16 protein-coding genes and 1 pseudogene are annotated in these 20,984 nt (G+C 63.4%); all 17 read left to right on the top strand.

All coding sequences use genetic code 11. The features are described from left to right. Positions 1 to 9 precede the first annotated feature (9 nt). The 17 genes and pseudogenes from GPICK_RS05390 to GPICK_RS05470 all read left to right on the top strand — a co-directional run bounded on the left by GPICK_RS05390 (position 10) and on the right by GPICK_RS05470 (position 20,984). Complete coding sequence (locus tag GPICK_RS05390) at positions 10 to 864, top strand: NAD(+)/NADH kinase (RefSeq protein WP_039741140.1); 855 nt, start codon at positions 10 to 12, stop codon at positions 862 to 864. Positions 865 to 922: 58 nt separating this feature from the next. Next, positions 923 to 2,593: a DNA repair protein RecN gene (gene recN, locus GPICK_RS05395; protein WP_039741142.1), complete on the top strand. Its 1,671-nt coding sequence runs from the start codon at positions 923 to 925 to the stop codon at positions 2,591 to 2,593. A gap of 36 nt (positions 2,594 to 2,629) precedes the next feature. Further along, complete coding sequence (locus GPICK_RS05400; protein WP_039741144.1) at positions 2,630 to 2,956, top strand: hypothetical protein; 327 nt, start codon at positions 2,630 to 2,632, stop codon at positions 2,954 to 2,956. Beyond that, complete coding sequence (locus GPICK_RS05405; protein WP_039741146.1) at positions 2,949 to 3,803, top strand: HDOD domain-containing protein; 855 nt, start codon at positions 2,949 to 2,951, stop codon at positions 3,801 to 3,803. The genes GPICK_RS05400 and GPICK_RS05405 overlap by 8 nt, the downstream gene beginning before the upstream one ends. Beyond that, positions 3,793 to 4,710 carry a GGDEF domain-containing protein gene (locus GPICK_RS05410; RefSeq protein ID WP_039741148.1) on the top strand — a complete coding sequence of 306 codons (918 nt, stop codon included), beginning with the start codon at positions 3,793 to 3,795 and terminating at the stop codon, positions 4,708 to 4,710. Before GPICK_RS05405 ends, GPICK_RS05410 begins: the two co-directional genes overlap by 11 nt. A gap of 44 nt (positions 4,711 to 4,754) precedes the next feature. After that, positions 4,755 to 5,204: an N-acetyltransferase gene (locus tag GPICK_RS05415; RefSeq protein ID WP_039741150.1), complete on the top strand. Its 450-nt coding sequence runs from the start codon at positions 4,755 to 4,757 to the stop codon at positions 5,202 to 5,204. Positions 5,205 to 5,235: 31 nt separating this feature from the next. After that, positions 5,236 to 6,573 (top strand): TldD/PmbA family protein, encoded by a 1,338-nt coding sequence (locus GPICK_RS05420; RefSeq protein WP_039741152.1) that lies wholly within the window; start codon positions 5,236 to 5,238, stop codon positions 6,571 to 6,573. Positions 6,574 to 6,710: 137 nt separating this feature from the next. Beyond that, positions 6,711 to 8,231: a multicopper oxidase family protein gene (locus GPICK_RS05425; protein ID WP_039741154.1), complete on the top strand. Its 1,521-nt coding sequence runs from the start codon at positions 6,711 to 6,713 to the stop codon at positions 8,229 to 8,231. Between the two features lie 193 nt (positions 8,232 to 8,424). Further along, positions 8,425 to 11,121 carry a preprotein translocase subunit SecA gene (secA, locus tag GPICK_RS05430; protein ID WP_039741156.1) on the top strand — a complete coding sequence of 899 codons (2,697 nt, stop codon included), beginning with the start codon at positions 8,425 to 8,427 and terminating at the stop codon, positions 11,119 to 11,121. An 18-nt stretch (positions 11,122 to 11,139) separates the two neighbouring features. Further along, positions 11,140 to 12,321 (top strand): bifunctional glutamate N-acetyltransferase/amino-acid acetyltransferase ArgJ, encoded by a 1,182-nt coding sequence (argJ, locus tag GPICK_RS05435; protein ID WP_039741158.1) that lies wholly within the window; start codon positions 11,140 to 11,142, stop codon positions 12,319 to 12,321. A 54-nt stretch (positions 12,322 to 12,375) separates the two neighbouring features. Then, a complete protein-coding gene (locus tag GPICK_RS05440) occupies positions 12,376 to 12,774 on the top strand; it encodes a DUF2914 domain-containing protein (RefSeq protein ID WP_039745352.1) in 399 nt (132 codons plus the stop codon). Positions 12,775 to 12,870: 96 nt separating this feature from the next. Continuing rightward, entirely contained in the window at positions 12,871 to 14,058 is a 1,188-nt protein-coding gene (locus GPICK_RS05445; protein ID WP_039741159.1) for a serine hydrolase domain-containing protein, read from the top strand. A gap of 103 nt (positions 14,059 to 14,161) precedes the next feature. Next, a pseudogene (locus GPICK_RS18095) lies at positions 14,162 to 14,452 on the top strand (response regulator); the annotation flags it as partial. Between the two features lie 206 nt (positions 14,453 to 14,658). Then, entirely contained in the window at positions 14,659 to 15,360 is a 702-nt protein-coding gene (locus GPICK_RS18100) for a hypothetical protein (protein WP_039741162.1), read from the top strand. A 100-nt stretch (positions 15,361 to 15,460) separates the two neighbouring features. Next, entirely contained in the window at positions 15,461 to 18,124 is a 2,664-nt protein-coding gene (locus GPICK_RS05460) for a valine--tRNA ligase (RefSeq protein WP_039741164.1), read from the top strand. Positions 18,125 to 18,292: 168 nt separating this feature from the next. Further along, entirely contained in the window at positions 18,293 to 20,194 is a 1,902-nt protein-coding gene (locus GPICK_RS05465) for a bifunctional diguanylate cyclase/phosphodiesterase (RefSeq protein ID WP_039741166.1), read from the top strand. 10 nt (positions 20,195 to 20,204) lie between these two features. Next, positions 20,205 to 20,984, top strand: a complete 780-nt coding sequence (locus GPICK_RS05470; RefSeq protein ID WP_039741168.1) for a prepilin peptidase — start codon at positions 20,205 to 20,207, stop codon at positions 20,982 to 20,984.

Consider the following 20,984-nt stretch of genomic DNA (forward strand, 5'->3'; position numbering starts at 1 on the left):
GCCGGGACGATGAAAAAAATCGCCATCTTCGCCAAGGTTCACGACCCCCGCTGCCAGGGGGTTGCCGACGAGCTGATCACCTGGCTGGAAGGGCGCGGGCTGGTCCCCCTCGTGGAGGGCCATCTCTCCCGCCACCTGGGGGGGAGGTCGGGGATCGCCGCCGAAGAGATCCCGGCCCTGGCCGACATGGCAGTGGTGCTGGGGGGCGACGGAACCCTCATCTCCGCGGCCCGGCTCATCGGCTCCCGCGAAATACCCATCCTCGGCGTCAACCTCGGGAGCCTCGGCTTCCTGACGGAAATCACCCTCGACGAACTATACCCTTCCCTCGAGGCGTGCCTTTCGGGTGACTACCGCGTTTCGCACCGGATGATGCTCGTATCCACCGTCGAGCGGGACGGGAGGGAAATCTCCTGCCACCGGGTGCTGAACGATGTCGTGATCAACAAGGGGGCCCTCGCCCGGATCGTCGACCTGGAAACGGTGGTGAACGGCCGCTATCTCACCACCTTCAAGGCCGACGGGCTCATCATTTCGAGCCCCACCGGCTCCACCGGCTATTCCCTGTCGGCCAACGGCCCCATCGTCCACCCCGCCCTCGAGTGCCTGACCCTCACCCCCATCTGCCCCCATACCCTTACCAACCGCCCCATCGTACTGGAGGCCGATGGTGAGGTAACGGTGCGCCTCATCTCGCAGCACGAGGATGTCTTTCTTACCCTCGACGGCCAGGTGGGGGTGAAGCTGAAGTGCGGCGATGTCATCCGGGTGCGCCGGGCCGAGCACCGGACGCGGCTCGTGATGTCGGGGAGCAAGGACTACTTCGAGGTGCTCAGGACGAAATTGAAATGGGGGGAAAGGTGACCAGGGTAGGGGCAATTCATGAATTGCCCCTACATCCGTGTTTCCGCGAATTGTTCCCATGCTCACAGACCTTTCCATCAAGAATCTCGCCATCATCGATTCGCTCCACGTCCCGTTCCGCGATGGACTGACCATCCTGACCGGAGAGACCGGGGCGGGAAAGTCGATCATTATCGACGCGGTCACCCTCATCATGGGGGGGCGTGCCTCGGCCGATCTGATCCGTACCGGCGAGGAGGAGGCGACCGTGGAGGCGCTCTTTCTCCTTCCCTCCGACTCGCGGCTGTCGCTGCGGCTGGAGGAGATGGGGATCGAGTGCGACGGGGAACTCCTCGTGAAGCGGATCGTGTCACGCTCCGGGCGCAACCGGGTCTTCGTCGGAGGAGGGCTTTCGACCCTCGGCATGCTTGCGGAGATCGCCCGGGACCTGGTCAATATCTACGGTCAGCACGAGTCCCAGACGCTGCTTCGCCCCGAAAACCACCTGACGCTGTTGGATGGCTTCGCGGGGCTTCAGCCGCTGCGGGGCGCCTACACGGCGCTCTTCGACGAGTACCGGGCCATCGAGGCCCGTCTCCGGGAGATGGAGGAGGGGGAGCGGGAGGTGGCCCGGCGACTCGACCTGCTTTCGTTCCAGGCGGAGGAGATCCGGGCGGCGGCCCTTTCTCCCGGCGAGGACGAGGAGCTGGAGCGGGAGAGGAGCCTCCTCGTCCATGGCGAGAAGCTCCTGCGGAGCAGCCAGGAGTCCTTCGAGATCCTCTATGGCGGAGACGGGGCGGTCCTCGATAAATTGGCTGAAGTCAAGGCGGGGATTGCCGAAATAACTTCTGTGGACCCGACGCTGGGGCCGCTGCTTGAAACCCTTGAAACCGCCACGGCACAGCTTGAGGACGCGGCCCTGACCCTGCGGGATTACGCCGCCCGGGTCGAGGCCGACCCGGCACGGCTGGAACGGCTGGAGGAGCGGCTCGACCTGATCCGCCGCCTCAAGAAAAAGTATGCCCCTTCGGTGGCGGAGATCATCGCCTACGGCGAGGAGGTTACCCGCGAGCTCGACGCGCTCGCCAACCGCGAACAGGCCCGGGGAGAGCTCGATGCGGCCCTGGCGCGGCTGAAGGCGGAGCTTGCGGAGAAGGGGAGGGAAATCTCGGCGAGGCGCCGCGCCGCGGCCCGGGAACTCAAGGAGGCCATGGAGCGGGAGATCCACCAGCTCGCCATGAAGCACGCCCTGTTCGAGGCCGCCTTCGAGGAATACCCGGAACCCCGGGCCACGGGGATGGAGCGGGTGGAGTTCCTCTTCTCCCCCAACCCCGGCGAGACTCCCAAGCCCCTGTCGCGCATCGCCTCCGGCGGCGAGCTGTCGCGCCTGATGCTGGCGCTCAAGCAGATCCTTCCCGAGAGCGACGTGCCGACCCTGATCTTCGACGAGGTCGACACCGGCATCGGCGGCGCCACCTCGGCTCTTGTCGGCGAAAAGCTCAAGCGGGTGAGCCGCAGGCAGCAGGTGCTCTGCATCACCCACCTTCCCCAGGTGGCGGCCTTTGCCGACCACCATTACAAGGTGGAGAAGCAGGTGGCGGAGGGGCGCACCGCCACCGCCGTCACGCCGCTTGAGGACGAGGAGCGGGTGGCCGAGATGGCCCGCATGCTCGGCGGGGTCACCATCACCGACCGGACCCGGGAGCACGCCCGCGAAATGATCGAAGAAGGGCGAAAGGCCGCGGTGTAGGTTGCCCGGACTTTCTCTCCGCCAAGGAGACGCGCGATGCAGACCATTCCCATAGCCCTCGCCGAGCCTGACATGGTCCTCGCCCGGCCGGTAACGCGCGTCGACGCTCCCCAGGGACCGCCGATCTGCGGCAAGGGGACCGTCCTGACCGTATCCCTCATCGAGCGTCTCCGGAACCAGGGGATCCGGATGCTGACCGTCGAAGGACGGCCGGTGGCGATGGAGGGGGAGAAAAGCCTCGACGAGCTGCTGGCCGAGCTGGACCGGCGTTTCAGCAAGGTGGAGACGGTTCCCCTGATGCAGCGCCTCAAGGGGATGTACCGCACCCTCATCATCCGTTCAATGGGAGGCGGGATTGACTGACAAGCGGACCATGATCTTCGAGATCATCGCCGAGACGAGTTCCCTCCCGACGATTCCGGGCGTGGTCTCCCGGCTCCAGGCCCTCTCGGAGAACCGCAGGTCCACCATCGAGGAGATGGCGCGTCTCGTCTCCTCGGACCAGATCCTCTCGGCCCGCGTGCTGAGGCTCGTCAACTCCCCATCCTACGGCTTTTACCGGGTCTCCACCATCTCTAATGCCCTGATCCTCCTCGGGGTGAACGTCATCAAGAGTCTGGCCCTCAGCTCATCCATCTTCGAGATCATGGGGAAGAGCATCGTCGGGCTCTGGGAGCATTCCCTGGGGGCGGGGGTGGCGGCCAACGTCATCGCCCGTCATCTGAAGCTCCCCGAGGTGGAGGAGATATCCACCGCGGCCCTTCTCCATGACATCGGCAAGGTGATCATCAAGGAGAAATGCCCGAACGACTACGCCGCCATCGAACGGCTCATGGCGGAGCGCAATCTGACGATGCTGGAGGCGGAACGGGAGCACCTCGGCACCGACCATGCCGAGATCGGGGAGTGGCTCGTGCGGAGCTGGTACCTTCCCGACAAGCTGAGCGAGCCGGTGGCGTGCCATCACGACGTGGCCCGCGCCGCCACCCACCATGTGAAGACCGCCGTGGTGCATTGTGCCGATGTCCTCGTGAAGGCCAGCGGCTTCGGTTTCAGCGGCGACGAGTACGTCCCCCGCATCCAGCCGGCGGCGTGGGAGCGGCTCGGACTCACCGAAGAGGGGCTGGCGGCCATCGTGGAAGAGTTCGAGGAAAAGCTGGTGGAAACGAGAAACTTCAGCCTGGAGATACAATCGGCCGATGAGGAATAGCCTGCGGATCATCATCGTGGCGGGGGAGCGGGGGGTGGACGGCAACGTCGCGCTCCGCCTCCAGAGCAAGGGATACCAGGCGGTTACCCTCACCGCGCCGGCGAGCGTCATGGGGCTCATCTACTCCGATCCCCCCGACGTGGTCCTCGTGGACCTGTCGGCGCCGGACGAGGCGCTCATGGCGGTCATCCACAGCCTCAAGGAGGATTTTTTCTTCAGCACCATCCCGGTCATCGGGATGATCCCCGAGCCCTTTGCCGAGGCGTTCGACTGGGAGGAATATCCCCTCGACGATTACGTGAGTCTCCCCCTGAACGCGCGGGAACTCTTCACCCGGATAACACTCTCGCTCCGGCGGCTGCGGCGGGTCTTCGACAACAACCCCCTCACGCGGCTTCCGGGCAACACCTCGATCCAGCGGGCCATCCAGCAGGCGGTTGGCAGGCCGATGGCGGTCTGTTACGTGGACATCAACCACTTCAAGCAGTACAATGACGTCTACGGCTTCGCCCATGGCGACGAGGTGCTCCGGATGCTCGGCCGGATCATGGCCAACGCGGTGAAGGAGGCCGGAGAAGGGTTTGCCGGCCACATCGGCGGCGACGACTTCGTCTTCATCGTGCCGGAGGAGCAGGCGGAGGCGGTTGCCCAGCGGATCATCGACAACTTCGCCGCCATCGCCTCCGAGCTCTTCGACGAGGTCGAGAAGCTCAACGGATTTTACGTGGCCCACGACCGGAAGGGGAATGAGGAGAAGATCCCCCTCATGGGCGTCGCCGTCGCCATCGTCCCGACCGATTCCCCGAAGATCGAGCATTATGCCAAGGTTGCCGAGGTGGCGGCGGAGCTCAAGAAACTCGCCAAGAAATCCCCGCAGAGCTGCTACGTCGTCGACCGCCGCCACTAGTCACCGCAAATCCCCCCTCTTCATACGGAAGGAGATCCTCCGCCATGCTTCGCAAGGCCCAGATTCACGACGTCAAGGAGATCCAGAAACTCCTCACCCACTTCGCCAGCAAGGGTGACATGCTCTCCCGCTCCCTCTCCGAACTCTACGAGTCGATACGCGATTTCTACGTCTGGGAGGAGGAGGGACGGCTCCTTGGCGCGGCGGCCCTCCATATCATGTGGGAAGACCTGGCGGAGATCCGCTCCGTGGCGGTGGCCGAGGATGCGGGGCGCAAGGGGGTGGGAACCACGGTGGTGCAGGCATGCATCGACGAGGCGCGGACCCTGGGGCTCAAGCGGCTCTTCTGCCTCACTTACAAACCGAATTTTTTTGCCAAGTTCGGCATGAGGATCGTCGACAAGTCGGAACTCCCCCACAAGGTCTGGGGCGACTGCATGAAATGCGTGAAGTTCCCCGACTGCGACGAGATCGCCATGATCCTGGACCTGTGAACGGCGCAAGAGACGCGAGAAGGGAGATCCAATGGAGACGAGTCGGATAATCGATACGGTCAGGGCCCTGCTGGAGGCCCGTCCGCTGGACGGCTGGGAGATCACCGCGGCGTCGTCGCGGACCTTGAGCATCGAGGTGAAGGAGCAGAAGGTCGACTCGTTCAAGTGCGCGGAGCCGGTGGGGGTGAGCATCCGGGTGCTCAAGGGGGGGGGGATGGGGTTCTCCTTTTCCACGAGCATGGACGAGGCGGACCTGACCCGCATGGTGGAGAACGCCCTAGTGGGGGCAGCGGCCCAGACCCCCGACGAATTCCACGGATTCCCGTCTCCGGCCGACTATCCCGAGATTTCCGACCTCTTCGACGAGGGGCTGGCCGCCGTTGCGGAAGAAGAGAAGGTGGGGCGCGCCCTGACGCTGGAGCGGCTGGTCCTGGCGGCCGACCCGCGGGTAAGGAAGGTCCGCAAGGCCGCCTACAGCGAGTCGACGGTGGCGATGCGGATCGTCAACTCCTGCGGCGTGGATGGGAGTTACCGCGGGACCTCGGTCTCGGCGAGCGTTTCGGCCATCGCCGAAGAGGACGGCCAGTCCCAGATGGGGTGGGATTTCGACTTCCGCAACCGGTTTGCCGACCTGGCCGTGGAGCCGATCGCCGCGCGGGCGGCGGCGAAGGCAACGGGGCTCCTCGGCGCCGGGAAGATCCCGACCATGCGCTGCCCAGCGGTTCTCGACAGCTACGTCGCATCCGAGATCCTGGAGATCCTCGCCCCGGCGTTTCTGGCCGAGAACGTCCAGAAGGGGAAGTCGCTCCTGGCCGGCAAGAAGGGGGAGCGGCTCTTTGCGCCGCTGCTCCGCATCCGCGACGACGGCACCCTTCCCGGCGGCGCCGGCACCGCTCCGTTCGATGCCGAAGGAGTTCCGCGGCGCAACACCGTCCTTGTGGAGGATGGCGTGCTCCGCGGCTACCTCTACGATACCCTCCGGGCCATGAAGGAGGGGTGTGAGTCCACCGGCAACGCCAGCCGTGGCGGGATCAAGTCGCCGCCGCACATGGGGATTTCCAACCTCTTCATCGAGAACGGAACGATGCCGCTGGAGGGGCTCTGTGCCGGCATCGACCGGGGAATCCTCGTCACCGACGTCATGGGGATGCACACGGCTAATCCCATCTCTGGCGATTTCTCCGTGGGGGCCTCCGGTTTCCTCATCGAGAATGGCCGGGTCGCCCGCCCCGTCAAGGGGGTCGCCATCGCCGGGAACATCCTCGATCTCTTTCGAAGCGTCGAAGCGGTCGGCAACGATCTCCGGTTCTATGGCAGCGTGGGGGCACCGTCGCTGCGAATCGCCGCCCTCGACGTGAGCGGCGAGTAGCACCCTCTCCCGATTTCCTGCCAATTGAAGCCGTCCGGTGGCTGAAGCTGCCGGACGGTTTTTCTTTCTCGTTTGGTTGTTTGTGGAAATGTGCCATGTATAATTAGGCATTATTAACGCACGCAGAGGGGGAAATTATGGCGACCAGAAAAATCACGCGCAGAGAGTTCATCGTCGGTGCAGCCGTCGGCACTGCGGGTGCCGTGACGTTTGGCAGCGGTCTTGCCCGCGCCGCCATGATGGGGGGAGGGGGGATGATGGGTTCGGGGAGCGGCACCATCAATCCCCCGCCGGGAGGGACGCTTAAGGAGCCGCCGGTGCTGGACGGCCGCGCGGGGGTGATCTCCCTGGAGGCGTGTCAGGCCCCGGTCAGCATCAACGGCACCACGGCGCAGCTTCTCACCTACAACGGCATCTTTCCCGGCCCCACCATCACGGTGGCGAGGGGGGATATCCTCCGGATCAATTTTAAGAATTCCCTCCCGATGAACGGCGGTACTAATATCCTTGGCCATCCGCGCTACCACACCAACATTCACACCCACGGTCTCCATGTCTCCCCCCAGGGGTATGCCGACAACGTCATGCGGATGTTCATGCCGGGGGAGTCGGATTATTACGAGTACAACCTGACGAAGCAGCCGGGCGGGACCTTCAACTTCTATCATCCCCATGTGCATGGCGCCGTCTCTGAACAGTACTGGGGCGGCATGGTGGGAGCCCTCATCGTGGCCGATGAGACGAACGTGCTGGCCGGCATCACAACCCATACGTTGATCCTCAAGGATATTACCATCTCCGGCGGCGTCCCCGAGCCGTATACCTCCACGATGGAGTTCATGCACGGCAAGGAGGGAAACACCGTCATGGTGAACGGCCAGGTGAATCCGGTCCTCTCGGTCCGGCCCGGCGAGGTGCGGCGGCTGCGGCTTCTCAACGCCAGCAACGCCCGCTTCTACAACCTCTCCCTCGAAGGGCACGCGCTCCAGGTCATCGGGACCGAAGGGGGGCTCCTCGACCGTCCCTATCCCCTCTCCCGGATCCTCCTTTCGCCGGGCGAACGGCTTGATATCCTCGTGAAGGCATCGGCGACTGCGGGAACCTACCGCCTCCTCTCCCTCCCCTATGCCCGGCAGGGAATGATGTCGTCGCCGACCATCACGCTCCTCACCATGAAGTGCGAGGGCGCCCCGGTGAAGGACACCATCCCCTCCGTCATCAATCCGGGCGCCAGTCGGGTCGTCATGAACACCGCCATGCTCAAGAAGCAGAGCCTCACCCTCAGCATGGGGCAGGGGAGGGGGTACATCAACGGCATCTCGTTCCAGAGCATGACCAGTGCCGCCATGATCCACTCAGAAGTCGGCACATACGAGGTCTGGGAGATCGTCAACAACAGCGGCATGGACCACCCGTTCCACCAGCATGTCAACCCGTGCCAGGTGCTTTCGATTACGGGGGGGGATGCCGGTTACGCCTCGTTCCTCACCACGGCGCCGGCGTGGAAGGACGTGGTCATCATCCCCAAGTGGGGGAAGGTGACGATGCTGGTGCCGGTCATGGATTACGTCGGGGATACCATGTTCCACTGCCACATCATCGAGCACGAGGATATCGGGATGATGGGGGTATGGATGATCATGCCGCCGAAAATGTAATTCTTCGGGGAATTAATGAAATTGATAAAGCGCCTCCCGGCACGACGTCGGGCGGCGCTTTCGTTTTGTTACGGGAGAGGCTGCGTGACGAGTGGCAATCGGCTACATCGGAATGTATTGAGCATTTCCCGCCATTGTGGTACCTTTTCGCGTTACCTATATTCCAATCTATCCCCCGACAGGAGATTTTTTAATGTTCGGAGCCATTGTCAAGAAGATCGTCGGCAGCAAGAACGAGCGCGAGCTGAAGCGCCTCTGGCCGGTCGTCGAGAAGATCAACGGGTTGGAGCCCCAGTTCGCCCGGCTCTCCGATGATGAATTGCGGAATAAGACCTTCGAGTTCAAGGAGCGTTACGCGAAGGGGGAGTCCCTCGATTCGATCCTCCCCGAGGCCTTCGCCGCCTGCCGCGAGGCGGGAAAGCGCGTTCACAACATGCGCCATTTCGACGTGCAGCTCATCGGCGGCATGGTCCTCCACCAGGGAAAGATCGCCGAGATGAAGACCGGTGAGGGGAAGACCCTCGTGGCGACCCTGCCGGCCTACCTCAACGCCCTGACCGGCAAAGGGGTCCACGTCGTTACGGTGAACGACTACCTCGCCAAGCGCGACTCCGAGTGGATGGGGATGATCTACAGCTTCCTCGGCCTCTCGGTGGGGGTCATCGTCCACGGCCTCGACGACGAGGAGCGCCGCGAGGCCTACGCCGCCGACATCACCTACGGCACCAACAACGAGTTCGGCTTCGACTATCTGCGGGACAACATGAAGTTCTCCCTCGACGACTACGTGCAGCGCCCCTTCCATCACGCCATCGTCGACGAGGTGGACTCGATCCTCATCGACGAGGCCCGGACGCCGCTCATCATCTCCGGCCCGACTGAGGAGTCCACCGACAAGTACTACGTCATCGACCGGATCATCCCGAACCTCAAGAAGGGGGAGATGAAGGAGGAGGAGGCCAATACCCTCTCCGGCAAGCGGAAGGTCTACAGCGGCGACTTCACGGTGGACGAGAAGGCCCGCTCCGCCACCCTCACGGAAGAAGGGGTGCTCAAGGTCGAGAAGCTCCTGAAGATCGACAACCTCTACGATCCGCGCAACATGGAGATCCTTCACCACGTGCAGCAGGCCCTGCGGGGCCACGCCCTCTACAAGCGGGACGTGGACTATGTGGTGAAGGAGGGTGAGGTCATCATCGTCGACGAGTTCACCGGTCGCCTCATGCCGGGCCGGCGCTGGTCCGACGGCCTCCACCAGGCGATCGAGGCGAAGGAGGGGGTGGAGATCGAGAACGAGAACCAGACCCTCGCCACCATCACCTTCCAGAACTATTTCCGGATGTACGAGAAGCTCTCGGGGATGACCGGTACGGCCGACACCGAGGCCGAGGAGTTCCACAAGATCTACAAGCTCGACGTCGTGGTCATCCCGACCAACCGGCAGCTGCTCCGCCCCGACTTCCCCGATGTCATCTACAAGACCGAGATGGAGAAGTTCAGCGCGGTCATTGAAGAGATCAAGCAGTGCCATACCACCGGGCAGCCGGTGCTGGTGGGGACCATCTCCATCGAGAAGTCGGAAGTCCTCTCCGAGATGCTCAGGCGGCAGGGGATTCCGCACAACGTCCTGAATGCCAAACAGCATGAAAAGGAAGCGGAGATCGTCGCCCAGGCCGGCCGCATGGGGATGCTGACCATCGCCACCAACATGGCGGGCCGCGGCACCGACATCCTCCTCGGCGGCAATCCCGACAGCCTCGCCAAGCAGTGGCGCCGGGGCAATCCGGAGGCGAGCGACGAGGAGTACGCGGCGGTCCTGGCGAAGTTCAAGGAAGAGTGCGCCAAAGAGCACGACGAGGTGGTGAAGCTCGGCGGTCTCCATATCCTCGGCACCGAGCGCCACGAGTCGCGGCGGATCGACAACCAGCTCCGGGGGCGCTCCGGCCGTCAGGGTGACCCGGGTTCGTCCCGCTTCTACCTCTCGCTCCAGGACGACCTCCTTCGGATCTTCGGCTCCGAGCGGGTCGCGAAGATCATGGATTTCCTCAAGATCGAGGAAGGGGAGGCGATCACCCACGGCATGATCACCAAGGCGATCGAGAACGCCCAGAAGAAGGTGGAGGCCCACAACTTCGAGATCCGCAAGCACCTCATCGAGTACGATGACGTCATGAACAAGCAGCGCGAGGTGATCTACACCCAACGCCGCGAAATCCTGGGGGGCGAGGATATCCGCGGAAACTTCACCCAGATGCTCGACGACACCATCGAGGATATCGCCGCTGCCTACGCCATCGAGAAGGTTTCGGCCCACGAGTGGGACTGGCAGGCGATCGGCGAGGCGATCTACAAGGTATTCAGTATCCAGCTCGACGTTCCGGCCGAGACCATGGACCGACTCTCTCCCGAGAGCTTCCGGACCCTGCTCAAGGAGAACGTCCACCGGCTCTTCGACGAGAAACTCCAGGGCTTCGGTGACGAGCTGATGGACCACCTCATCAAGGTGATCATGCTCCAGACCATCGACGGCCAGTGGAAGGACCACCTCCTCTCCATCGACCACCTGAAGGAGGGGATCGGCCTGCGGGGCTACGGCCAGAAGGATCCCAAACAGGAGTACAAGAAGGAGGCCTACCAGCTCTTCATGGATATGATGGCGCGCATCGCCGAGGAGACCGTGGAGAAGATCTTCTGGGTCCAGATCACCCGCGAGGAGGATGTGGAGCAGCTGGAGGAGGAGCTTCCGAAGCAGCAGGCGAAGAAGATGGTCTTCAACCTCGGCGACGAGCCGGCCGCCATCGAACCGGTCAAGAGCAGGAAGGTGGCGGGCCGCAACGACCCGTGCCCCTGCGGGAGCGGGAAGAAGTACAAAAAGTGCTGCGGGAAATAGCGGGTTCTGGAGAAGGTTATGGAAATCAAGGGATTTCAGTTCTCCGCCGTTGAGGCGGCCATCAAGAAACCGGGGCGGCTCGACCTGGCGCTGATCTTTTCCGAAACGCCTGCTGCCGTGGCGGCAGTCTACACTACCAACAAGGTGAAGGCGGCCCCGGTGCTCATCGACCAGGAGCGGACCCAAAGCGGCGTGTGCCAGGCAATTGTCGTGAATAGCGGCAATGCCAACGCCTGTACTGGCCCACGGGGGATGGACGACGCTCTGGAAACCACGCGCCTGGTGGCGGAGGGGCTCGGCATTCCCGACGAGACGGTCCTTGTCTCCTCCACCGGCGTCATCGGCGTCCCGCTCCCCATGGAGCGGCTCCGGGCAGGGATCCGGCCCCTGGTGGACGGCCTCTCCGGCGGCACACTGGAGGACGTCTCCCGCGCCATCATGACCACCGATACCTTCCCCAAGCTCGAAACCCGCTGCGGGATGGCCGGTGGGAAGGAGTACACCATCGCCGGCATCGCCAAGGGGGCCGGGATGATCATGCCGAACATGGCCACCATGCTCGCCTTCATCGTCACCGATGCCGCCGTCGAGCCGGAATGGCTCCGGACGGCGTTTGCCGTCGGCATCGAGCGCTCCTTCAATGCCATCACCGTGGATGGCGACACCTCCACCAACGACAGCGCCATCCTCCTGGCCAACGGCGCCGCCGGTAATACACCGCTGAACGGCGCTGCCGATGGCGCTGCCGATTTCGTCCGGCTTCTCGACGAGGTGCTCCTGTCGCTGGCGAAGCTCATCGTGAGGGATGGCGAAGGGGCGACCAAGTTCGTTGAGGTAACCGTGCGGGGGGCGCGCTCCGATGCCGACGCGAAGCGGGCGGCCATGGCGGTTGCCAATTCCTGTCTCGTGAAGACCGCCTTCTTCGGCCAGGACGCCAACTGGGGGAGAATCTTCGCGGCGGTGGGCTATTCCGGAGCCGATGTGGAGCAGGAGCGGGCCGAACTCTTCTTTGACGATGTGCCGATGGTGAAAAACGGCGTCTTCGCCGGTGGCGATGCCGAGGCGCGCGGTTCTGAGGTCCTGCGGAAAAAGGACTTTTCGGTTGTCATCGACCTCCACCTCGGCGGGGGGACGGCGACGGTCTACACCTCGGATCTTTCGTACGATTACGTGAAAATCAATGCCGACTATCGGACGTGAATCATGGAACGGTGTGAAAATTCCTGCTTGCGAGGTATGGCGGAGGTGAAATCGATGGGGAGGCTGCGCGCTTTTCTGGTGGTGCTTGCTCTGTTGGTGTCGGGGGCTACAGCAGTGTCCGCGGCCGATATCAGAATAACCGAGATGGCGGTCACCACCAAGATCGTCCGGAACAATCCCATCGATTCGGTGAAGCGGATCTCGTCCACATCGGTCAAGGCGCTCTACTGTTTTACCCGGCTTGTGAATCCCTCGGGAGAGGAGAGCGTCATCAAGCATGTCTGGTACCAGAACGGCGAGGTGGTTGGCGAACAGGAACTCTCGGTGAAGGGAGAGAAGTGGCGAACCTGGAGCAAGAAGCCGATCGACCGGGAATCGGTCGGGAAGTGGCGGGTCGAGGCCCTCGACTCCGGAGGGAAGTTGCTGAAAGCGGTGGAATTCAAGATCAACTGAAGGGGGGCTCCGCTCCCCTTTTTTATTGCTACGGCCCGTCTCTTGCAGAATGTCCGGGTATGCTGACGTTGCGCGTGGAAACGGGGTAACGCTCCCATGATGCTCAATAGGTTTTTCATCATACTGGTGGTGCTGTTCAGCGCATTGACGGTCTGCGCCGGTGACGTGCCGATCATCCCTTCAGAAAAGGCGAGACTGATCGGCAAGGTCGTGGAAAAAGCCATGGCGGACGGGCTTGTTGCCGGTGGGGTCGTGCTGGTCGGCAACCGCACGGGGGTCGTCTACGAGACCTCCTTCGGCCGCGTGGCGGGAAGCCCCGATGCCCTCCCCGTTACCAGCGACACGATCTTCGACATCGCTTCCCTTACCAAGGTCATCGCTACTACGCCTGCTGTCATGAAGCTGGCGGAAGAGGGTCGGATACGTCTCGTCGATCCGCTGGTCCGGTGGTTTCCTGAATTCGCCGGCAAGGGGAAGGACGAGGTGCTGGTGGTCAATCTTCTGACGCACACCTCGGGGCTTGACGACTTCCCGCTCTCTTCCCAGGCGCCTCTCAAGAGCGCCATCGAGGGGGCCGCCGGCCAGAAGCTCAAGGGTGAGCCGGGGTATCGCTTCAAGTACGCGGACATCAACTTTATTCTTCTGGCTGAACTGGTACGTCGGGCGTCGGGACTCTCCCTCGACCGGTATGCTTCCGAATCCTTCTATGCGCCGCTCGGGATGTGGAACACCTGTTTCAATCCCGGGGGGGCGGTGGCCAGCCGCTGCGCTGCCACCCTCGACGGCACGGGGATACCGCAGTTCGGCAAGGTGCAGGACCATTCCGCTCGGCTCCTCGACGGAATGGCGGGGCATGCGGGGCTCTTCACCACGGCAGGCGACCTCGCCGCCTTCTGCCGGATGATCCTGAACGAAGGGACGCTCAACGGTCGCCGGGTGTTTGAGGCTCGAACCGTCAGCCAGATGACGGCTCCCTACTTCTCGCGGGGGGGGAAGGTGGCGCGCGGGCTCGGCTGGGATATCTCGTCTCCGTACTCGTCACCGCGCGGCAGCGGCTTCTCCGAATATTCCTTCGGGCATACCGGCTATTCGGGGGGGTCGATCTGGCTTGACCCGGAGAGCGGGGCGTACGTCATCTTTCTCTCCTCGCGCCTCGATTATCGCCATACCCGCGCCTTCAGCCAGTTGCGCAGCGACATCTCGACGCTGGCCTTCGAGATGCTCGAACCGGTCGCGTCGGCGCGCCTTGACGGGAGGGGAGCCACCCCCGCACCGTCCCGGTAAACTTCTTGACACCCACAGGCTCTTGTGCTAGCTTTTCCCGCGATTGTCCGCGGTTTGACAACGTTTTTCACGGGCCGTAGACACCCCGCCTGAGGAGGATTTCATGGGCAGCAGGCTTCTCCTTGCCGACGACAGCATCACCATTCAGAAGGTCGTAGGGATCATCTTCGCCAACGAGGATTATGAGCTGACCGTCGTCGACAACGGTGACGACGCCGTGGAGAAGGCCCGCGAGATCCGTCCCGATGCAATGCTGGTGGACGCGGTGATGCCCGGCAAGAACGGTTACGAAGTCTGCGTGGCGGTCCGCAGTGATCCCAATCTTCATGACGTGCCGATTCTCCTTATGACCGGAGCCTTCGAGCCCTTCGACGAGGAGCGGGCCCGCGAGAGCGGCGCAGACGACTTCATTTCCAAACCCTTCGAATCCCAGCAACTTATAGATAAGATAAAGAGTCTCACGGCGCTCCGCTCGACGCGGGCTGCCGCGCCGCCGGCAGCGGCGCCCCCCAGGCGGCTGTCGCCGATTCCGCCTCGATCGCTTTCGAAGAGCCGGCACCGGCACCGGTTCCCGAAGAGCCCGTCGCACCGGCCGTCCCCATGGTCGAGCCGCTCTTTGAGTCGCCCGCGGCCCCGGAGCCGATGTTTTTCGCCGAGGTGGAGGAAGTTTCTCCGGCCGATGACCTCTGGGGAGCCTTCGAGCTTGAGGATGAGGTTGTGGAGGAGGTTGCCTCCCCCGCTCCGGGGCGGGTAGAAGAGTCCTCCCACGCTGCAGCCGTGGCGCTCGCTTCGGTCGAAACGGCGGGGTTCGGCATCCCGGCCGAGGAGGATTTCGCCTTTGGCATCGAGGAGGAGCCGGTTGCGCCGGAGTCCGCTGCTACGGAGCAGTTCGAGGCGCTCTCCGCGGATACCTTCTCCTTTGAATCCGTTTCCGCTCCCCCGGCAGATCCTTTCGCATTCGAGGTGGAGGAGCCAGCGGTCCCCGTCGTGGAAGAGCCGTCCGCCGCTTTTGCCGCGCCGGTCGTCGACTCCTTCGTCCCGGCGTTCGAGGAGCCGATTCCGCCGGTCGTCGAGCAGCAGTTCGCTCCCGAAGAGGAGTATGTCCCGGCGGAGGCTCCGATCGCTCCGGTTGCGACCACCGCCGCGCCTGCCGGAACCATCACCCTCACCGAGGAGCAACTTGCCGCGGCAATCTCCCGGATTTCACGGGAGATCATCGAGAAGATCGCCTGGGAAGTTGTTCCCGATCTGGCGGAAACGCTCATCAAGGAAGAGATCCGCAAGATCAAGGAAGGAAGCTAGGAACGGCACCTGGCGGCTGGAGAGCGGCCGAACGCGCTTATAACTCCAATGGGGATGCTTCATCCCCATTTTTATTTTGAAAACGGAAAAGGATACTCCAATGGCAGACAAGGAACTTGCCAAGGTTTACGAACCGCAGGCCGTTGAAGAGAAGTGGTACGCAACCTGGGAGAGGGAGGGATATTTTCGTGGCGAGGCGACGAGCGAAAAGCCCGCCTACAGCATCGTCATCCCTCCGCCGAACGTCACCGGCGCCCTCCACATGGGGCATGCCCTCAACAACACCCTTCAGGATATCCTCTGCCGCTGGAAACGGATGAGCGGCTACAATGTCCTCTGGATGCCCGGCACCGACCACGCCGGCATCGCGACCCAGAACGTGGTTGAGCGCCAGCTGGCCGGTGAGGGGAAGGACCGTCACGAGCTCGGACGCTCGGCATTCATCGACCGGGTCTGGAAATGGAAGGCCGAGTCGGGGGGGCAGATCATCGGGCAGCTGAAGCGAATCGGTGCCTCCTGCGACTGGGAGCGCGAGCGTTTCACTATGGACGAAGGGCTTTCCAAGGCGGTGCGCGAGGTTTTTGTCCGCCTCTACGAGGAGGGGCTCATCTACCGGGACAACCGGCTCATCAACTGGTGTCCCCGCTGCCACACGGCCCTCTCAGACATTGAGGTGGAGCACGAGGACAAGGCCGGCCACCTCTGGCACATCCGCTATCCCGTGGCGGGGGAGCCGGGGCGCTTCGTGGTGGTGGCCACCACCCGTCCGGAGACGATGCTCGGGGACACCGCCGTGGCGGTCCACCCGGAGGATGAACGCTACGCCGATCTGGTGGGTAAGATGGTGCTGCTGCCGCTGGTGAACCGGAAGATTCCGGTGGTGGCCGACGAGTACGTCGACCGCGAGTTCGGCACCGGTGTGGTGAAGATCACCCCCGCCCACGACTTCAACGATTTCGAGGTCGGCAAGCGCCATAACCTGGACCGGATCAACATCTTTGACGAATCGGGCTTCATCAACGCCGCCGGCCACCAGTACGAGGGGCTCGACCGCTTTGCCGCCCGGAAGAAGATCGTGACGGATCTTGAGGCGCAGGGGCTTCTGGAGAAGATCGACGACCACGCCCTGGCCGTGGGGGGGTGCTACCGCTGCAAGACAGTGGTGGAGCCGTACCTGTCGCTCCAGTGGTACGTGAACGTTGGCCCCCTGGCGGAGCGGGCCCTGGCCGCCGTCAAGGACGGTCGCACCCGCATCATTCCCCAGCAGTGGGAAAACACCTACTACGACTGGCTGGAGAACATCCGCGACTGGTGCATCTCGCGCCAGATCTGGTGGGGGCACCGGATCCCCGCCTGGTACTGCGACCACTGCGGCGAGACCACCGTCGCCAAGGTCGATCCGACGGCCTGCTCGAAATGCGGCAGCGCCAACATCCGTCAGGAGACCGACGTCCTCGACACCTGGTTCTCCTCCGCCCTCTGGCCGTTCTCCACCATGGGATGGCCCGACCGGACGCCGGAACTTGCCACCTTCTACCCCACGTCGTGCCTCGTCACCGGCTTCGACATCCTCTTCTTCTGGGTCGCCCGGATGATGATGATGGGGCTCCACTTCATGGACGAGGTGCCGTTCCGCGACGTCTATATCCATGCTCTGGTGCGCGACGCCCAGGGGCAGAAGATGAGCAAGTCCAAGGGGAACGTCATCGATCCCCTCACCGTCATCGACCAGTACGGCACCGACGCCTTCCGCTTTACCCTGGCCGCCTTTGCCGCCCAGGGGCGCGACATCAAGCTGGCCGAAGAGCGGATTGCCGGTTACCGCAACTTCGCCAACAAGATCTGGAACGCCTCTCGCTTCTGCCTGATGAACCTGGAAGGGTTCGATCCGGCTGCGGTGGACCCGGCGGCCCTGGAGCTCTCCAACGCCGACCGCTGGATCCTCTACCGGCTGAACGCTGCGGCGGCGGAGACCCGGGAGGCGCTGGAGGCCTACCGCTTTAACGATGCGGCCGGTGCCCTCTACCGCTTCACCTGGAGCGAGTTCTGCGACTGGTACATCGAACTGGTGAAGGACGATCTCTACCGCGGCGACGCCTCGCGGCAGCAGTCGGCCCGGTACGTCCTCTGGCTGGTGCTGGAGCATCTGCTGCGGCTGCTCCACCCCTTCATGCCGTTCATTTCCGAGGAGATCTGGCAGGCGCTCCCCGGTACGCGGCCGACGTCGAGCATCATGACCGCCCCGTGGCCGGTTCCGAATCAGGCGTGGGACTTTGCCGAAGGGGCCGCCGAAATGGAGCTCGTCATGGAGGTGATCCGGGGGATCCGGAACATCCGGGGCGAGATGGAAGTCCCCCCCTCCCGGGAGATCGCGGCGATCCTGAACTGCGGCTCCGATGCCAGCCTCCACCTCCTTAGAAAGAACGAGGCATACGTCATGAGCCTGGCGCGGCTCTCGGACCTTGCCATCGGCTCCGGCCTCGACAAGCCGGCCGATGCGGCGATCCAGGTGGCGGGCGACGTCGAGATCGCCGTGCCGCTCAAGGGGCTCGTGGATGTGGAGGAGGAGGAGAAACGACTCCTGAAGGAGATCGGAAAGCTGGAGAAGGACGAGGAGTTTCTGGCGAAAAAGCTCCAGAATCCCTCCTTCGTCGAGCGTGCCCCCGCCGACGTGGTGGAGAAGGAGCGGGAGAAGCTGACCGAGGCGGTCCAGAAAAAGGAAGTGCTGCTGGCCAGTCTCGAAAAGATCCGAAGGCTCCGGTGACCGGAGAAACGCGCCGTTGATTCCCTCATCAACGGCGTTTTTTTTTACCTGCCCGATGGCGGAATGATTTTTGCTGAAGCTAATGTTTCCGTTGCCATCGGTGGTCAAATCGGGTAAAAGCCGGATGGTGGTGACGATTATCGGCAGTGACGCGGATACGGGAGTCTCATGGCAAACCTGAAGCGGTATAATGATGGGCTCTTCAAGCTCGATCTCTGGATCCGGCGGCTTCTCGCCATGGGGGACTGGGAACTCCTCCACACGGCATTGTGCGACGGCGCGTGCGAAATCGTCCGGGCGGAGACCGCCGCGTTTACCTCCGTCGATCTTCCGGGGGGAACCATCACTTACACGGCGGCTTCGGGGGGGTGGAATCCCATGGTGAGCGGGATGACGGAACCGCTCACCAGCGGCAGTCTCTGTGCTTCGGTGGCGGTCTGCGGCACGCCGCTGCGCCTCGACCGCATCGACTCTCCACGCCGGGAGAACTGTGAACTCCTGAAGGTCATGGAGATGGATACCGCCCTGCTGGTGCCGGTATTCGAGGATGGCCGGGTAACCGGCTGCATCTCGGCATACCGGCTCGGGCACCCCTTCGACCAGATCGACGAACAGCTCCTCCAGCAGTATGCGCACTCGGCGTCGATGGTGATGAGGAACTTCCGCCTCATGGAAGATCTAAGGCGCCATGCGGCGATGCTTGAGGAGGAGATTGCCGAGCGCTCCCGCGCCGAGGAAACCATCCGCCAGATGGCTTACTACGATGCGCTCACCGGCCTTCCCAACCGCCGGCTCTTCAACGATCGTCTCCAGCAGTCCCTGGCCATGGCCCAGCGTCAGGAACGGCCGCTGGCGGTCATGTTCCTTGATCTCGACCGCTTTAAGGTGATCAACGACACCCTCGGACACACCATCGGGGACCAGCTTCTTATGGCCGTCGCCCGGCGGCTCCGGGAGTGCTGCCGGCGGGAGGGGGATACGGTGGCGCGGCAGGGAGGGGACGAGTTCATCATCACCCTTTCGCTCGTCTCTGAGGCAAAGGACGCCGTCACGGTCGCCCAGAAGATCATCGAAGGATTCCATCGGCCGTTTTCCGTCGACGGCCACGAGCTGTTCGTCACCACGAGCATCGGCATCAGCTTTTTCCCTCACGACGGCCAGACCGGCGATGCCCTCGTCAAGAACGCCGATTTTGCCATGTACCGGGCGAAGGAGCAGGGAAGGAACAACTTTCAGCTCTACGCACCGGAGATGAACTCGCGGGCGTTCGACCGGCTCGCCCTGGAAAACAGCCTCCGCAAGGCCCTCGACCGCGAGGAATTCATCCTTTACTACCAGCCGAAAGTCAACGTCGAGCATTGCCAGATAACCTGCATGGAGGCGCTGGTCCGCTGGCAGCATCCGGAGCAGGGAATCGTTCCGCCGTCCCGGTTCATTCCGCTGGCCGAGGAGACGGGGCTGATCGTCCCCCTCGGCGAGTGGGTCCTGCGCACCGCCTGCCGCCAGAACAGGCTCTGGCAGGACGCGGGCTACCCCCCCATGCAGATCGCCGTGAACCTCTCTCCCCGCCAGTTGAAGCAGGGAGACCTCGTGGCGACCGTGCGCAGTGCGCTGGATGAGTCGGGGCTCGATCCCCGGTGGCTCATTCTCGAGGTGACCGAGGGGATCATGATGGAGAGCGACGAGGGGACCCTCGCGACCTTCCGGATCCTGGAACGGATGGGGGTGCAGATCGCCATCGACGACTTCGGCACCGGGTACTCCTCCCTGCACTATCTGAAGAAGTTCCCGGTCCATGCCCTCAAAATAGACCGCTCCTTTGTCCGCGACATCACCTCCAATTCCGACGACGAGGCGATCGCCAGCGCGGTCATCACCATGGCAAAGGGGCTCAACCTGCGGGTGGTTGCCGAAGGGGTGGAGACCGTCGAGCAACTGGAGGTGCTCCGGGCTCTCGACTGCCGCTACATGCAGGGACATCTCTTCAGCAAGCCGGCTCCCGCCGAACAGTTCGCCCCGCTCCTCGGCAGTGCCGCCGGGGCTTACCTCAACTTCGGCACCTGGTGCTGACGGAGGAGCGATGTCGCCATTCGCCATTTTTGCATTTTTCGCCTTCGCGCTCGGGGCTGCGGTCGGCTCGTTCCTCAATGTCTGCATCTACCGGCTGCCGGCGGGGGAGTCGGTCGTCTCCCCCCCATCCCGTTGCCCCGCCTGCGGCTCGAAGATCCGCCCCTGGGACAATATCCCGGTCGTGAGCTGGCTGCTGCTGCGTGGCGCATGCCGGGACTGCGGCGCGAGGATCTCTCCCCGGTATGCCCTGGTGGAGCTTCTGAACGGTCTGCTCACTCTGGCCCTCTTCCTCAAGTTCGGACCGACACCCAGCTTCCTCGTCCTCTTTCTCTTCTGCTCGGCGCTCGTGGCGATCACCTTCATCGATCTCGATCACCAGATCATCCCCGACGTGATCAGCCTGCCGGGGATCGTCGCCGGCTTCGCCTGCTCGTTCTTCCTCCCGTGGCTCGGCTGGAAGAGCTCCCTCATCGGCATCGTGGCCGGCGGTGGGAGCCTGCTCCTCGTGGCCTGGCTCTACGAGCTCTTCACGAAGAAGGAGGGGATGGGAGGGGGAGACATCAAGCTCCTGGCCATGATGGGGGCGTTCCTCGGCTGGCGAGCGATACCCTTTGTCATCTTCGCCAGCTCCCTCGTTGGCTCCATTGTGGGGGTGACGCTCATGCTGGTGCAGAAGAAAGATTCCAAGCTCGCCATCCCCTTTGGTCCGTTCCTCGCCCTTGGCGCCATTCTCTACATCTTCTTCGGGAAAACCATCATCCTCTGGTACCTGAACCTCGGCGCCCGCTGA

It is taken from the genome of Geobacter pickeringii, assembly GCF_000817955.1.
Classification (GTDB): domain Bacteria; phylum Desulfobacterota; class Desulfuromonadia; order Geobacterales; family Geobacteraceae; genus Geobacter; species Geobacter pickeringii.

Excerpts from the sequence above, each read along its gene's own strand:
- GPICK_RS05390 (WP_039741140.1), top strand. The coding sequence starts at position 10 with ATGAAAAAAATCGCCATCTTCGCCAAGGTTCACGACCCCCGCTGCCAG.
- recN (WP_039741142.1), top strand. The coding sequence starts at position 923 with ATGCTCACAGACCTTTCCATCAAGAATCTCGCCATCATCGATTCGCTC.
- GPICK_RS05400 (WP_039741144.1), top strand. The coding sequence starts at position 2,630 with ATGCAGACCATTCCCATAGCCCTCGCCGAGCCTGACATGGTCCTCGCC.
- GPICK_RS05410 (WP_039741148.1), top strand. The coding sequence starts at position 3,793 with ATGAGGAATAGCCTGCGGATCATCATCGTGGCGGGGGAGCGGGGGGTG.
- GPICK_RS05415 (WP_039741150.1), top strand. The coding sequence starts at position 4,755 with ATGCTTCGCAAGGCCCAGATTCACGACGTCAAGGAGATCCAGAAACTC.
- GPICK_RS05420 (WP_039741152.1), top strand. The coding sequence starts at position 5,236 with ATGGAGACGAGTCGGATAATCGATACGGTCAGGGCCCTGCTGGAGGCC.
- GPICK_RS05425 (WP_039741154.1), top strand. The coding sequence starts at position 6,711 with ATGGCGACCAGAAAAATCACGCGCAGAGAGTTCATCGTCGGTGCAGCC.
- secA (WP_039741156.1), top strand. The coding sequence starts at position 8,425 with ATGTTCGGAGCCATTGTCAAGAAGATCGTCGGCAGCAAGAACGAGCGC.
- argJ (WP_039741158.1), top strand. The coding sequence starts at position 11,140 with ATGGAAATCAAGGGATTTCAGTTCTCCGCCGTTGAGGCGGCCATCAAG.
- GPICK_RS05440 (WP_039745352.1), top strand. The coding sequence starts at position 12,376 with ATGGGGAGGCTGCGCGCTTTTCTGGTGGTGCTTGCTCTGTTGGTGTCG.
- GPICK_RS05445 (WP_039741159.1), top strand. The coding sequence starts at position 12,871 with ATGATGCTCAATAGGTTTTTCATCATACTGGTGGTGCTGTTCAGCGCA.
- GPICK_RS18100 (WP_039741162.1), top strand. The coding sequence starts at position 14,659 with ATGGTCGAGCCGCTCTTTGAGTCGCCCGCGGCCCCGGAGCCGATGTTT.
- GPICK_RS05460 (WP_039741164.1), top strand. The coding sequence starts at position 15,461 with ATGGCAGACAAGGAACTTGCCAAGGTTTACGAACCGCAGGCCGTTGAA.
- GPICK_RS05465 (WP_039741166.1), top strand. The coding sequence starts at position 18,293 with ATGGCAAACCTGAAGCGGTATAATGATGGGCTCTTCAAGCTCGATCTC.
- GPICK_RS05470 (WP_039741168.1), top strand. The coding sequence starts at position 20,205 with ATGTCGCCATTCGCCATTTTTGCATTTTTCGCCTTCGCGCTCGGGGCT.